14 protein-coding genes, 1 other RNA gene and 1 pseudogene are annotated in these 13,582 nt (G+C 44.7%); 6 read left to right on the forward strand and 10 right to left on the reverse strand.

The features are described from left to right. Nucleotides 1-49 precede the first annotated feature (49 nt). Nucleotides 50-256 (forward strand): DUF1107 domain-containing protein, encoded by a 207-nt coding sequence (locus ACVA54_RS16635; RefSeq protein WP_005449772.1) that lies wholly within the window; start codon nucleotides 50-52, stop codon nucleotides 254-256. A gap of 88 nt (nucleotides 257-344) precedes the next feature. On the opposite strand, the gene ACVA54_RS16640 is transcribed toward ACVA54_RS16635, so the two are convergent. From ACVA54_RS16640 to ACVA54_RS16650, 3 genes are read right to left on the reverse strand one after another with little or no spacing between them, the layout of a single operon-like run. Further along, a complete protein-coding gene (locus ACVA54_RS16640; protein ID WP_099080715.1) occupies nucleotides 345-1,553 on the reverse strand; it encodes an FAD-dependent 2-octaprenylphenol hydroxylase in 1,209 nt (402 codons plus the stop codon). 31 nt (nucleotides 1,554-1,584) lie between these two features. Further along, complete coding sequence (ubiH, locus tag ACVA54_RS16645; RefSeq protein WP_099080714.1) at nucleotides 1,585-2,763, reverse strand: 2-octaprenyl-6-methoxyphenyl hydroxylase; 1,179 nt, start codon at nucleotides 2,761-2,763, stop codon at nucleotides 1,585-1,587. A 41-nt stretch (nucleotides 2,764-2,804) separates the two neighbouring features. Continuing rightward, nucleotides 2,805-3,383, reverse strand: a complete 579-nt coding sequence (locus tag ACVA54_RS16650) for a YecA/YgfB family protein (protein WP_446649762.1) — start codon at nucleotides 3,381-3,383, stop codon at nucleotides 2,805-2,807. A gap of 248 nt (nucleotides 3,384-3,631) precedes the next feature. Between ACVA54_RS16650 and ACVA54_RS16655 the strand changes: the two genes are divergently transcribed. The 5 genes from ACVA54_RS16655 to serA all read left to right on the forward strand — a co-directional run bounded on the left by ACVA54_RS16655 (nucleotide 3,632) and on the right by serA (nucleotide 6,937). After that, entirely contained in the window at nucleotides 3,632-3,940 is a 309-nt protein-coding gene (locus ACVA54_RS16655; protein ID WP_099080713.1) for a cell division protein ZapA, read from the forward strand. Between the two features lie 8 nt (nucleotides 3,941-3,948). Next, a non-coding RNA gene (gene ssrS, locus ACVA54_RS16660) (6S RNA) lies at nucleotides 3,949-4,133 on the forward strand. Nucleotides 4,134-4,137: 4 nt separating this feature from the next. Further along, a complete protein-coding gene (locus tag ACVA54_RS16665) occupies nucleotides 4,138-4,731 on the forward strand; it encodes a 5-formyltetrahydrofolate cyclo-ligase (protein WP_099080712.1) in 594 nt (197 codons plus the stop codon). A 58-nt stretch (nucleotides 4,732-4,789) separates the two neighbouring features. Further along, a complete protein-coding gene (gene rpiA / locus ACVA54_RS16670; protein ID WP_099080711.1) occupies nucleotides 4,790-5,446 on the forward strand; it encodes a ribose-5-phosphate isomerase RpiA in 657 nt (218 codons plus the stop codon). A gap of 261 nt (nucleotides 5,447-5,707) precedes the next feature. Further along, nucleotides 5,708-6,937 (forward strand): phosphoglycerate dehydrogenase, encoded by a 1,230-nt coding sequence (serA, locus tag ACVA54_RS16675; RefSeq protein ID WP_099080710.1) that lies wholly within the window; start codon nucleotides 5,708-5,710, stop codon nucleotides 6,935-6,937. Nucleotides 6,938-7,008: 71 nt separating this feature from the next. On the opposite strand, the gene ACVA54_RS16680 is transcribed toward serA, so the two are convergent. The 7 genes and pseudogenes from ACVA54_RS16680 to ACVA54_RS16710 form a co-directional block, all read right to left on the reverse strand. Then, on the reverse strand, nucleotides 7,009-7,701 hold the full coding sequence (locus ACVA54_RS16680) for an oxidative stress defense protein (RefSeq protein WP_099080709.1): 693 nt from the start codon (nucleotides 7,699-7,701) through the stop codon (nucleotides 7,009-7,011). Nucleotides 7,702-7,841: 140 nt separating this feature from the next. Further along, nucleotides 7,842-8,261 (reverse strand): annotated as a pseudogene (locus ACVA54_RS16685) (LysR family transcriptional regulator); the annotation flags it as partial. 90 nt (nucleotides 8,262-8,351) lie between these two features. Further along, nucleotides 8,352-9,218, reverse strand: coding sequence for a small-conductance mechanosensitive channel MscS (mscS, locus tag ACVA54_RS16690; protein ID WP_099080708.1), 867 nt, complete (start codon nucleotides 9,216-9,218; stop codon nucleotides 8,352-8,354). Nucleotides 9,219-9,698: 480 nt separating this feature from the next. Next, nucleotides 9,699-10,775 carry a class II fructose-bisphosphate aldolase gene (gene fbaA, locus ACVA54_RS16695; RefSeq protein WP_099080707.1) on the reverse strand — a complete coding sequence of 359 codons (1,077 nt, stop codon included), beginning with the start codon at nucleotides 10,773-10,775 and terminating at the stop codon, nucleotides 9,699-9,701. Nucleotides 10,776-10,929: 154 nt separating this feature from the next. Next, nucleotides 10,930-12,093, reverse strand: coding sequence for a phosphoglycerate kinase (locus tag ACVA54_RS16700; protein WP_099080706.1), 1,164 nt, complete (start codon nucleotides 12,091-12,093; stop codon nucleotides 10,930-10,932). A 153-nt stretch (nucleotides 12,094-12,246) separates the two neighbouring features. After that, nucleotides 12,247-13,299, reverse strand: a complete 1,053-nt coding sequence (epd, locus tag ACVA54_RS16705) for an erythrose-4-phosphate dehydrogenase (RefSeq protein ID WP_099080705.1) — start codon at nucleotides 13,297-13,299, stop codon at nucleotides 12,247-12,249. A gap of 140 nt (nucleotides 13,300-13,439) precedes the next feature. After that, nucleotides 13,440-13,582, reverse strand: a 143-nt coding sequence (locus ACVA54_RS16710; protein ID WP_446619251.1) for a transketolase-like TK C-terminal-containing protein, incomplete at its 5' end; no start/stop codon positions are given.

Consider the following 13,582-nt stretch of genomic DNA (forward strand, 5'->3'; position numbering starts at 1 on the left):
TGTAAAACGTAGAATAAGCGCGCTAGGTAAGAGATAAGGAAAAGTAAATATGAGACTGTTTAAGCGCTATACACCCGGTATGATTGCTAAACACATAAGTCGTCTTTTTAAAGGCAGAATCTATATTTACGGAGTCGGTAAGTTCGAGTTTGATAACGGAAAGTTGATGTTGCCGGAGAAAGCTGAAAAACGCCACTTTCAAGCAGTAAAAGAGATTAACCAAGAAATCATGAAACTCCGATGTGCGTATGCTTAACTTGGCTTAGCGAAACATCGATGTAATAAAAAAGGCTGGATTAACCAGCCTTTTTTGCGTCTTTCACATAATGAAACTCAGCAAGCGTTCACCGACGAGCAAGATCCGGCAGATTGCCTTTCAAGCCCAATGCTCGCTTCATGATTTCGTCTTTCGCACCTGGCAATTGTCCCGCTAAGCTCAAACCAATACCACGCACTAGCTTCTTGGCTGGGTTCTCGCCACTAAACAAATCACGGAAACCTTGCATTGCCGCGATCATCTTCGCCGCTTCCGTTTTACGCCAGCGTTCGTAACCACGCAAATTACGCTTCGTTCCGATATCTTGACCTTGTTTCCACAAGGCTAGCACTTCTTGCGCTAAGCTTGCGGCGTCAAGCAAACCTAAGTTCACACCTTGCCCAGCTAACGGGTGGATAGTATGGGCGGCATCACCAACCAAGGCGACTCGTTCAACCACAAAGTCACGCGCATAACGCATTTTGAGTGGGTACGCGGCACGCTCCCCCACCACTTCGCACAAACCTAAGCGAGCATCAAACTCACTCGTCAGCGCTTTATTGAAGTCATGCTCACTCATTGCTAGCAGTTGTTCGGCGCGGCTCGGATCCGTCGACCACACAATGGAGCTCATGTGTGGATCAGACATAGGCAGAAAAGCCAGTGGGCCTTGGGGAGTAAAAATCTGACGTGCGACACTATTATGAGCATCAGCCGTTTTCACGTTTGCAACTAACGCACTATGACCGTAATCCCAAAGGGTCAGCGGAATGTCCATTTGATTACGCAACCAAGAATTCGCGCCATCTGCTCCCACCACCAGCTTCGCGGTCATCGCTTGGCCATTATCGAGCGTTAGCCAGCTTTCTTGCTCACCAACCGCTAGTGTGGCGCAGCGTGCTGGCATGAATAGCGTCACATTATCCAACTTTTCCACTTGCTCTAACAGGGCAAGTTGAATCACCCGATTTTCAACGATATGACCTAGATCTGGCTGCGCCATACTTTGTGCGTCAAAGTCGATCTTCGCGAAACTGTCTTGCTCCCACACTTCCATCGCGTAATAAGGGACGGAACGACGTTGTTCAATGCCCTCCCATGCACCTAGATTACGCAAAATAATTTCACTCGAACGGCTTAACGCAGAAACGCGAACATCTGGCAGTTCGTTTAGCGTATCGTCAGGTACTGCACCTTCAATCACAGCCACACGCAGATCACTGTCCTTAAAAGCCGTGGCCAGCGCTAACCCAACCATACCACCGCCAATAATGGCGATATCTACACTTTGCATCATTGCTTATTGTTACCTAATTCGTTGCTGTCACTCATCGCTTCACTAAACCAAGCGTATGGCGTAATAGTGGCTGCTTAAAAATAGAAAAGTTATCCATCGCTGCTAGCGCGAGGTTACGACCAATTTTCATCGCAGGTAAATCGTTTGAAAATATGTGTACCAACGAACTCGTCAGCCAGATGGTCTCACGGCGGTCATCTTCACGACGTTGACTAAAACGCATCAACCCTTGATAGCACCCAACATCATCACTCTGCTTGACGATTTCTTCCGCCAGTGATGCCACGTCTCTAATACCAAGGTTAAAGCCCTGCCCGGCAATTGGGTGAAGCGTTTGTGCCGCATTACCCACAATCGCAAAACGATGAGAAATATTTTGTTTGCGATGACGTAATAGCAATGGGTAACTCGCACGTTGTCCCACTTTCTGCATCGCGCCTAAACGCCAGCCAAATTCATGTTGTAATCGCTCAAGGAACTTTGCATCAGAAAAGTTCATCACCGCTTTTGCTTCTTCAGGGCGGAGACACCAAACTAACGACATGCGGTTGTCACTCATAGGTAAAAGAGCAACAGGACCGTTTTCAGTAAAACGTTCAAATGCACGCCCTTGAGGCGCCTCTTGCGTAACAATATTCGCAATCACCGCGACTTGGTCAAAATCGTGTTCAGACAGCACCAAACCAATTTGCTGGCAACATTGAGACACTGCACCATCAGCGGCCACCAGCAATTTAGCTTCTAGCGTCTCTCCGCTACTTAGTTCAATGCGGGCTTGGTCGTGCTCTCGCTCAATATGAGTAACACCATCCGGACAAAACAGGGTTATCGATTCACTCTTCTCCAGCAGCGCTTGGTAAGCTCGACCAACATCAGCTAGTTCCACTACGTAGCCGAGCGCCTCAACACCGACGTCTTGTTTGCTGATGTCTGTCATTCCGGCATGAGAACGATCGGAAACATGAATATGTTCAATAGGAGTCGCAAAAGGCTTAATCGCAGACCATAGCTGAAAACGACGCAAAATATTGACCGTACCATAGGATAACGCAATCGAACGCGAGTCAAAGCCTGGGTGTGCATCTGACTGAGCTTTAAAAGGTTCAACCACTGCGATCTTCAATTCGCCTTTAGATAAATAGTCAATCGCTAACGCAAGCGTGGCTCCGGCCATGGCACCACCAGCAATTACAACATCATATTGCCTCATGCTAACCTCTAGAAATAATTCGATTATTGAAAACCGTGCAATTAGTGGATCGTTGGCTTGCTGTCATTGCTTTCAAGGCGAACACCAAACTCGGCGTGAATTGTTAGCACGCACGCTTTTACATGTTCGATAACGTGTTCTAGCAGTTGGGCTTGCTCACTAAGATCATCATCTTCATCAATTCCTAGCTTGGCGATCTCTTCTAGATCAGCCAACGCCTCTTTCACATCATCAGACGCTTTATTTAGCGTAATACCCGCTAAGCCTAGACCTGAAATGAAATGGTTAACGAAATCAGACAAGCCATCAGCCAAAACAAACAAGCCATCTTCACTAGGATCTTCCGGAAGCAACAAAGACAGCTCCATTGAAGAGCCCGTTAATTCACTGGCCGTCACTTTAAAAACATTCTGTGCGAAAACGAGCGCAGTTGTCGGCCAGCCCATACCATCGTTGGTGTAATCAAAAAGAATGGGTTGCCAGGTTTGGTCATTCGTTGCCAATCCACCACTTAGCATACCAACAAGCAGGCCATGCAATTCAGCAGGCGTTACAGCAAGGTTAGCGGATTTCAATTCAGCAGCAATAGATTGGTATTCTGGAAGGGTGATTTCACTCATATCTGGGCTCATGCTTCATAATCATCTTTTGATATATCCTACCATCAAGCCTAGTCGGCTGAAACGGCTATCAAATTCAATTTTGGATAGGAATTGCTCAATTTGTCCATTTCCTGTGTGATCACTTCACCATTTTTCGTTCTGTGATGGGAAATGCTTGAATCTTAATTGCGGTTTTCCTATAGTTTCTCCCTCGGTAGTTGTACGTAACAACACCTTAGATAGCGCGAATATAGAGTTTATTCATCATGAGCAATCAAGCGGTCGACGTTGAAATTCTTGGCAAAATGACACGAGTGAATTGTCCTCCCGGGCAAGAAGAGTCACTGGTTACAGCGGCAAAAGATCTCGATCGACGATTGAAAGAGATGAGCGAGCGTACTAAGGTAACCAATGAAGTACAGCTATTAACCTTTGCTGCGTTGAATATTAGTTATGAGTTGCATACTAAATCATACGAGTCTACCGGGCAGCAACAGGAAATCACTGAGCGAATGGAAAAGCTCAGCGCGTCGCTAGAAAGCGCACTAAACAAAGTAAAGCAGGGACAGCAGTAGATACCAAATTTACCCTGGGGTGTTTGTCAGCAGGATTTAAGTCCCCGAGCCGATAAGCAATACCAAAGGGTTAGTACTTGATAGCTATTGAGCAAGCTTGGCATGCACCGAGAAGCCTACGGTTATCATTGCTGATCCGCCTTGAACTAGCTGGTTCAAGGGCCACAATCCTCAACGGCACCCTGGGGTAACCTTCCATGTCAGCTCTATCTCGACAAGAATTTCGTAAACTTATCCGCGAAAAACGCAACGCATTATGCAGTGATACCCAGTTTCAAGCTGGATTCGATCTCGTTACCCAGTTTGTTCACCTACCAGAGATCCAAACTGCGCAGCATATTGCTCTCTACCTCTCCGCCGATGGAGAACTGGATACCAAGCCACTCATTGAATGGCTATGGCAGCAAGGTAAATCCATTTACTTACCTGTCATTCATCCTTTTGCCAAAGGCCATTTACTGTTTTTGCAGTACTTACATGACGACCAGTTGGTTTATAACCAATACGGGATTTTAGAGCCCAAACTCGATATTCGTTATCTCAAGCCTATTCGCGAACTCGACCTAATCTGCACCCCTTTAGTCGGGTTTGACAGTATTGGTCACCGCTTAGGTATGGGCGGTGGCTACTACGACCGAACACTTGCTAGCTGGTTCAGTACCGGGGAAGGCGCCGCGCCAATCGGCATTGCACACGACTGCCAACATGTCGATCGCCTCCCTACAGAAAGTTGGGATATCCCGTTGCCTAAGATCGTGACTCCAAGCAAAATCTGGCAATGGGAAAAGTAACACTTACCCGTTATAATCACGCCGCAAACGTTAACGAATACCTATTCAGGAGATTGGCATGACTCAAGATGAAATGAAGAAAGCGGCTGGTTGGGCTGCACTTAAATATGTTGAAAAAGGCAGCATTATTGGTGTAGGTACTGGTTCTACCGTGAATCACTTCATCGATGCCCTAGGCAGTATCAAAGACGATATCAAAGGCGCAGTGTCTAGTTCTGTTGCCTCTACTGAACGTCTAAAAGAACTCGGTATTGAAGTATACGAGTGTAACGACGTAGCAAGACTTGATGTCTACGTTGATGGTGCAGATGAAATCAACGCAGCTCGCGAAATGATCAAAGGTGGCGGTGCAGCACTGACTCGTGAAAAAATCGTGGCCGCTATCTCAGACAAATTCGTATGTATCGTTGACGGCACAAAAGCGGTTGACGTACTTGGTCAGTTCCCACTTCCTGTAGAAGTTATTCCAATGGCGCGCTCTTACGTTGCTCGCGAGTTGGTGAAACTAGGCGGTGATCCTGCATACCGTGAAGGTGTAGTGACGGACAACGGTAACATGATCCTAGATGTGTACAACATGCGAATAACCAATCCAAAAGACATGGAAGACAAAATCAACGGTATCGCTGGTGTGGTAACGGTTGGTCTCTTCGCTCATCGCGGTGCTGACGTTGTGATCACTGGTACTCCGGAAGGTGCAAAAATAGAAGAATAAAACATACGTTGTTCTGATTTTTCTGTTATTTCATTACAAACGGTGCCATAAGGCGCCGTTTTTTCATCTCTTTTTCTAACAAACGCCTACCTTATTCCGTAATTTTCTTACCCAAAGCAATTTTTTTTTGTTACTTTATTGAGCAGAATGCGCACGAGAAAACGTTTGCCTTTCAACAAAACTATTAATGACCCACTCTTTTAATAGTTTTGCTTTATGTGCGCCACATTAGCCCATCTTTCCATTTTAAGGACGATAATAATGGCCAAAGTTTCACTGGAAAAAGAAAAGATTAAAATCCTCTTACTTGAGGGGCTGCACCCTTCTTCAGTTGAAGTTCTTCAAGCAGCAGGCTACAGCAACATTGAATATCACAAAGGTTCACTCCCTGAAGAAGAACTGATCGAAGCAGTAAAAGACGTTCACTTCATCGGTATTCGCTCCCGAACTAACCTATCAGAAGATGTGATCAATGCAGCAAATAAGCTTGTTGCAATTGGCTGTTTTTGTATTGGTACTAACCAAGTTGACCTAAACGCCGCAGCACAACGTGGTGTGCCTGTCTTTAACGCGCCGTTCTCAAACACGCGCAGTGTTGCTGAGTTGGTGCTCGGTCAAATCCTACTGCTTCTTCGTGGCATTCCAGAAAAAAACGCATTAGCACACCGCGGCATTTGGAAGAAGAGCGCAGACAGCTCTTACGAAGCGCGTGGAAAACGTCTTGGCATCATCGGTTACGGTCACATTGGTACTCAGTTGGGTATCATTGCAGAAAACCTGGGAATGCGCGTTTACTACTATGATATTGAAAACAAACTGTCGCTAGGTAACGCAACGCAAGTGTTCACGATGAGTGAGCTACTAAACAAGTGTGATGTCATTTCTCTGCATGTTCCTGAAACACCAGAAACCAAAAACATGATGGGTGAAGAAGAGTTCGCTCGTATGAAGCCGGGTGCGATCTTTATCAACGCCGCGCGTGGGACAGTGGTAGACATCCCTGCCCTATGCCACAGCCTAGAATCAGGTCATATTGCGGGTGCTGCGGTTGATGTATTCCCTGTAGAACCAAAAACCAATGCTGATGCGTTCGAATCTCCACTACAAAAATTCGACAACGTCATCCTAACACCACATGTCGGCGGTTCTACCCAAGAAGCACAAGAGAACATCGGTGTTGAAGTGGCGGGCAAGCTAGCAAAATACTCAGACAATGGTTCAACGCTATCTAGTGTGAACTTCCCTGAAGTATCCTTGCCTGAGCATCGTGAGTGTTCACGTCTACTACACATCCACAAAAACCGCCCTGGTATTCTGACGCAAATTAACACCATTTTTGCAGAAGAAGGCATCAACATTGCGGGTCAGTACCTACAAACGGCAGTAGAAATCGGCTATGTGGTGATTGATGTTGAGACCCACCGAGCAGAAGAAGCACTAGTGAAGTTAAAAGGTATTGAAGGCACAATTCGTGCTCGTATTCTTCACTAAGTACAACCAGATATGACAAAGGCAGGGAAATCCCTGCCTTTTCTATTTCTATTCGTCGTATTGCTTAATCGTTATTTCAGCTTGTAAACCACATCAACTTGATCACGAATCACCAACGTCGAATCTTGGTAGCTATTCGCGCTTTGTTTTGCATCCATCGCTATTGAACGCATTAAAACCGGGCGAGCATGCATCTGGTTGTAATTGATTTGCCAAACATCGCCTAATTTTTTATCAAAGCCTGTTGCTAAAGATGCCGCTTTGTCTTGAGCATCTTTGATTGCCGCCATGCGCGCTTTTTGCTGATACTCAAGCTGATTACTTACCTTAAGCTGAATATTATCCACTTGATTAATGCCCGCTTTTAACGCCATATCCAAGTATTGATTGAGTTTTGCAAGGTCATTAACTGTCACATCAATACTGCGTGATGCACGATAACCTACCAACTCCGCTTTACCTGATTTGGGGTAATGATACTGAGGTGCCAAATAAAGGTTTGAGCTAATGATGTGCTCTTTCGATAGACCTGCGTCAGCAAGACTTTTTAAAAATGCATCCACCTTGTCATCAACGGATAACTTCGCTTGCTCCGCAGTCATTGTGGTATCCACCACTTTTACTGAAAAAGTGGCCATATCAGGAGTAGCCACAACCTCGCCATAACCAGTCGTGCTCAGGTGAGCAAACTCAGGGACATTAGCGAATACTGATACACTAGTAAGGCTCAGTGTAGAAGCTAGCAAACATGAAAATAGTTTCATTCGACAAATCCATCTATATTGAGATGAACTCATCATAGGTAATTTTGCTGATTTTCCAAGCACTTCACCCCACTTCTAACACAACTTTGACGGTGTTACTCCAACGTGATACCAATCTAAACCGCGCTTAACTTGATAACTTATTGTGGTAAATGCTGCTGAGCATAATGAATGATCGCTTGCAACATTTGTTGCAATACACCTGCCTCCAACTGCCAATGGTGCCAGCAAATCTGATACGGCATCAAAAAGCCTGGGGTAATATCAATAAGCGCCCCTCTTTCAATCTCATCCGTAATCTGTAAACGAGGGATCAAACAATAGGCAATACCAGCCAAGGCCATTTTTAGAAAAGCTTCTGAGCTGCTGATATTATGGTGAATTACGCTGTCTAGGTGGATGTTAAAATGCTCAGTCAAAAATGTTTTATGCAGATCTCGAATCAATACCGGCTGAGCAAGGTACTTTTCAAGCTGTTTGATACGCTGAGAAATCGCAGATTGAGACACAAATAGGTGCTCTGCAGCCCGATCAAAACTGCCTTGATAAACAACAGCATCATCGCTTCAGCAGGCAGGCCATTACGCTCTTTGCGAGATATAAAAAAGCGAGGCCAATGCCTCGCTTTTTGGTGTTCTCAATCTTATTGATTAAGCATCGACTTTGTTGAAATGAATATCCATTTGCGGAAATGGAATCTCGATACCAGCTTCATCCAGCGCTTCTTTGATCGCTTGAGTCGAGTCGAAGTAAACATTCCAGTAATCTTCCGTATTACACCATGGGCGAACCACGAAATTAACTGAAGAGTCTGCGAGTGCGAGTACACCGATCGTCATTTCTGGATCTTTCAGAATGCGAGAGTCTTTTTCTAATGCCTCACGAATCACTTGCTTTGTTTGCTTCAAATCCGCTTTGTAAGAAACGCCGATAACAAGATCGACGCGGCGCGTTGCATGACGAGAGTAGTTCGTAATTGGTGAGCCAATCACGCCAGAGTTAGGCACAACAACCATTTTGTTGTCTGGTGTTTTTAGCACAGTTTGGAAAATTTGGATCGCTTCTACACTACCCGCCACACCGCCGACTTCAACGTAATCACCTGATTTAAATGGGCGGAAAGCAACAATAAGAACGCCAGCTGCAAAGTTAGACAGTGAACCCTGTAGAGCAAGACCAATGGCTAAGCCTGCCGCACCGATTACCGCGACCACTGAAGCCGTTTGCACGCCAATTCGGCTCAGCGCTGCGATCAAAACAATCACTAATAGTAGGTACCGAACAATACCGTGGATAAACTCGACAACCGCTTTATCCATGCTCTTCTTCTCAAGCACCTTCGCCACACTATTAGCAATCATCTTCACGATAAAATTACCAATAAATAGAATCAGTACAGCTGAGATAATATTAACGCCATATTGAATCAGAAGATCTGAGTTGTTGCTTAACCACGTCTGCGCTTCATTTAGCCCATCAGTCAAAGAGGTATCGATACCCATCGATTCGCCTGCCATAATTCGTATCCTCAAAAATAAAGAGATATCAGTCTAATTGCTGTTTAAATATTAACCACAATACTTATGTGTTCTTATTGTGAATAACATCCTTATTGCTTTACTGAACAGTGTCAGAATTTTGGCACAATATCCCAATTCTGACTTTTTGCAAAGTTAAAGTTTCGCAAAGATATGCAAAACAGCCACTTACTCTGCGTTAATTGATACTAGCCTGTTACAGATTACGCAATGAAGTTACATTTCACCACAGTCTTTCTATTGTTCCAGTCCACCTCGCGTTAAACATCTTATGTTTCAAAAATTGCGACTATGCATATAAGATATTCAACACCATCTCCATCAGTCCTAGTGTGGTGAATGATTGAGCGTCTTGTGTGAAAGTTCAGCGAAACATTCTCAAAAAGCGCCAAATAGACATAAAAAAACCCGCTCATAAGAGCGGGTTTGGGTAATTTTGCGAGTACTATTTCAAAGAAATTATAGTACGTCTACTGCGTTTAGGTCAGAGAATGCTTTCTCTAGACGAGCAACCATTGAAGCTTGACCTGCACGTAGCCATACGCGTGGATCGTAGTACTTCTTGTTTGGTGCATCTTCGCCAGTTGGGTTACCAATTTGACCTTGTAGGTAGTCGTGGTTTTCCGCTTCGTATGTACGGATACCATCCCACGTTGCCCACTGTGTATCAGTATCGATGTTCATTTTGATAACACCGTAGCCGATAGACTCTTGGATTTCTGCTTCTGTAGAACCAGAACCACCGTGGAATACGAAGTTTAGAGCATTTGGTGCGATACCGAACTTCTCTGCACAGTATGCTTGAGAGTCACGTAGGATAGTTGGAGTTAGAACAACGTTACCTGGCTTGTAAACGCCGTGTACGTTACCAAAAGATGCTGCGATAGTGAAACGGTGTGAAACTGCGCTTAGTTTCTCGTATGCGTAAGCAACGTCTTCTGGAGAAGTGTATAGCTCAGATGCATCCATGTGAGAGTTATCAACGCCGTCTTCTTCACCACCAGTACAACCTAGTTCGATTTCTAGTGTCATACCCATCTTAGCCATACGCTCTAGGTATTTAGCTGAAATTTCGATGTTCTCTTCTAGAGACTCTTCTGAAAGGTCAATCATGTGAGAAGAGAATAGTGGCTTACCAGTTTCAGCAAAGAAAGCTTCGCCAGCGTCTAGTAGACCGTCGATCCAAGGAAGAAGTTTCTTAGCTGCGTGGTCAGTGTGAAGGATAACTGGAACACCGTAAGCTTCAGCTACTGCGTGAACGTATTTCGCACCAGCTACAGCACCAAGGATTTGTGCACCTTGACCTTCAAGTTTAACGCCTTTACCTGCGAAGAAACCTGCACCACCGTTAGAGAACTGAACGACAACTGGCGCTTTAACTTTAGCTGCTGCTTCAAGAACACCGTTGATAGAGTCAGTGTTAACAACGTTTACCGCTGGAAGTGCGAATTTGTTTTCTTTCGCTACTTCAAAAACTTTCTGTACATCATCACCAGAAATAACACCTGGTTTTACGAAATCGAAGATCTTAGACATGGATTTGATCCTATTTTTCTGTCGTTTTAAAAATAAAACAATTAAGTTTAAATTCTTGCAAACGTTTGCTCACAACTGGAGGTATTCTAGCAGAGTTCCTTCCTGGTTGCAGCAAACAAGAAAGCGGGAGTATCACCCCCGCTCTCATTAATTCTTACGCTTTAGCGCGCTCTTCTAGCATCGCAACTGCAGGAAGTACTTTACCTTCAACAAACTCAAGGAATGCACCACCGCCAGTAGAGATGTAAGAAACGTCAGCTTTAATACCGAACTGGTCGATAGCAGCTAGCGTGTCACCACCGCCCGCCACAGAGAATGCTGCAGACTTAGCGATTGCTTCAGAAATGCCGCGAGTGCCTGCTTCGAAGTTTTTGAATTCGAATACGCCTACAGGACCATTCCAAAGGATAGTTTTTGCGTTGCCGATGATTTCAGCTAGAGCCGCAGTTGAATCAGGGCCTAGGTCGAAGATCATGTCGTCGTCTTGCACGTCAGCAACGTTTTTGATTTCAGCTTCTGCGTTCTCATCAAATGCTTTTGCACATGCAACGTCAGTTGCTACTGGAATCGCACACTCTTTCATTAGTTTTTGAGCTGTCTCAACTAGGTCTGCTTCGTATAGAGACTTACCTACGTTGTGGCCTTCAGCTGCGATGAATGTGTTCGCGATGCCACCACCAACAACTAATTGGTCAGCGATTTTTGATAGAGACTCAAGAACAGTCAGTTTAGTAGAAACTTTAGAGCCACCAACGATAGCAACGAGTGGACGCTCTGGGTTGCTCATTGCTTTACCTAGTGCTTCTAGTTCAGCAGCTAGTAGAGGACCAGCACATGCTACTGGAGCGTGCATACCTACACCGTGTGTTGACGCTTGTGCACGGTGAGCAGTACCGAATGCATCCATTACGAAGATATCACATAGCGCTGCGTATGCTTTAGATAGCTCTTCTTCGTTTTTCTTCTCGCCTTTGTTAAAGCGAACGTTTTCAAGAACAACAAGCTCGCCAGCGTTTAGTTCTAGACCATTTAGGTAATCTTTCGCTAGCTTAACTTCACAATCAAGAGCATCGTTTAGGTAGTTCACTACAGGAGCTAGAGAGAACTCTTCTGCATATTCGCCTTCAGTTGGACGACCTAGGTGAGAAGTAACCATTACTTTTGCGCCAGCTTCTAGACACATTTTGATAGTTGGTAGAGATGCAATGATACGTGCATCTGAAGTTACTTTACCGTCTTTTACTGGTACGTTTAGGTCAGCACGGATGAATACGCGTTTACCTGCAAGATCCAGGTCAGTCATCTTGATTACAGACATGATGTGTCCTCTCAAATATTAAATTAATAAAGTTTTTGACAACTCAGCAACCCTGCCAAGCCTGTTAATTCTTTAAACTGGTTACTGATATGGAGATACCTCTGATTTATTTCAAGGGTAAAAATAAAAAAATTTCTCCAGGGCTTTCAACGCTCAAGACTCTCCTTGAGAGGAAGCCTGCATTGCTAACGCAGTATCCAGCATTCGATTAGCAAAGCCCCATTCGTTATCACACCAAACGAGCATTTTTACTAGATGCCCATTACTTACTCGGGTCTGTGTTCCATCGACAATTGCACTATGGGGATCGTGGTTAAAGTCAATAGAAACGAGCGGCGATTCAGTATAGTCAACAATGTCGTGTAATGTACACTGAGATGCGTTAACAATGGTTTGATTTACGTCATTAACTTTCACATTTGTACTAATTGTGACACTTAAATCCATCGCAGTAACGTTAACGGTAGGTACGCGCACCGAAATGGCTTCAAATTTGTTGGAAAATTTCGGGAAGATTCTTTCAATGCCTTTATGCAATTTTGTATCTACCGGAATAATTGATTGGCTTGCGGCACGAGTACGGCGTAAATCAGAGTGATAAGCATCTATGACTTGCTGATCGTTCATTGCAGAGTGGATGGTAGTAATGGTACCAGATTCAATGCCAAACGCTTCATCTAAGACTTTAATAATCGGCACGATGCAATTGGTGGTACATGACCCGTTAGAGACGACCTTGTGTTCCCCTCGTAAGGTTTCATGATTCACCCCATAAATAATGGTGTTATCCAGGTCGTTTGCACCAGGGTGGGAAAATAGAACCTTTTCCGCTCCAGCGGCAATATGCTCTAAACCATCCGCTTGAGAACCATAAACACCGGTACAATCGAGTACAATATCAACTTCTAGATCACGCCATGGCAATAGTTCGATTTCAGAAAGGTGGAGAATGCGAATAGTATCAAATTCGCCCGTACTTTGATGATAAGAGCCGTGATGAATATAGAGGTGTTCTTGGTCGTGAGAGACTTTCTTGCAGAAACGGCCATGACTGGTGTCATATTGGAGGAGGTGAGCCATCGCTTCTGGCTGAGCCAATTCGTTGACCGCAACGACTTTGATCTGTTGATGCTTACCGCTTTCATACACTGCCCGCAGTACATTACGACCGATACGCCCAAATCCATTGATCGCAACCTTTAGCATTCGTCCTTCACTCCACTAAAATTTCGTGTCACAGATAGTACCTGATTGAAGGTTGGAACGCATTAACTGAATAGTTTTCTCTATTTGAGACATAAAAAAACCGAGCATGAACACTCGGCTTTTCTTATATCTACTTCAGCTTACGCTAGCAGCTCTTTTGCTGTGTTCACTACGTTTTCTACCGTGAAACCAAACATTTCGAACAATTGCTCTGCCGGTGCAGATTCACCGAACGTTGTCATACCGATGATGCGACCGTCGAAGCCAACGTACTTGTACCAGA

This window comes from Vibrio sp. PNB23_22_6 (genome assembly GCF_052877535.1).

Bases quoted from the DNA above. Each gene is read 5' to 3' on its own strand.
- ACVA54_RS16635 (WP_005449772.1), top strand. From the start codon at position 50: ATGAGACTGTTTAAGCGCTATACACCCGGTATGATTGCTAAACACATA.
- ACVA54_RS16640 (WP_099080715.1), bottom strand. From the start codon at position 1,553: ATGATGCAAAGTGTAGATATCGCCATTATTGGCGGTGGTATGGTTGGG.
- ubiH (WP_099080714.1), bottom strand. From the start codon at position 2,763: ATGAGGCAATATGATGTTGTAATTGCTGGTGGTGCCATGGCCGGAGCC.
- ACVA54_RS16650 (WP_446649762.1), bottom strand. From the start codon at position 3,383: ATGAGTGAAATCACCCTTCCAGAATACCAATCTATTGCTGCTGAATTG.
- ACVA54_RS16655 (WP_099080713.1), top strand. From the start codon at position 3,632: ATGAGCAATCAAGCGGTCGACGTTGAAATTCTTGGCAAAATGACACGA.
- ACVA54_RS16665 (WP_099080712.1), top strand. From the start codon at position 4,138: ATGTCAGCTCTATCTCGACAAGAATTTCGTAAACTTATCCGCGAAAAA.
- rpiA (WP_099080711.1), top strand. From the start codon at position 4,790: ATGACTCAAGATGAAATGAAGAAAGCGGCTGGTTGGGCTGCACTTAAA.
- serA (WP_099080710.1), top strand. From the start codon at position 5,708: ATGGCCAAAGTTTCACTGGAAAAAGAAAAGATTAAAATCCTCTTACTT.
- ACVA54_RS16680 (WP_099080709.1), bottom strand. From the start codon at position 7,701: ATGAAACTATTTTCATGTTTGCTAGCTTCTACACTGAGCCTTACTAGT.
- mscS (WP_099080708.1), bottom strand. From the start codon at position 9,218: ATGGCAGGCGAATCGATGGGTATCGATACCTCTTTGACTGATGGGCTA.
- fbaA (WP_099080707.1), bottom strand. From the start codon at position 10,775: ATGTCTAAGATCTTCGATTTCGTAAAACCAGGTGTTATTTCTGGTGAT.
- ACVA54_RS16700 (WP_099080706.1), bottom strand. From the start codon at position 12,093: ATGTCTGTAATCAAGATGACTGACCTGGATCTTGCAGGTAAACGCGTA.
- epd (WP_099080705.1), bottom strand. From the start codon at position 13,299: ATGCTAAAGGTTGCGATCAATGGATTTGGGCGTATCGGTCGTAATGTA.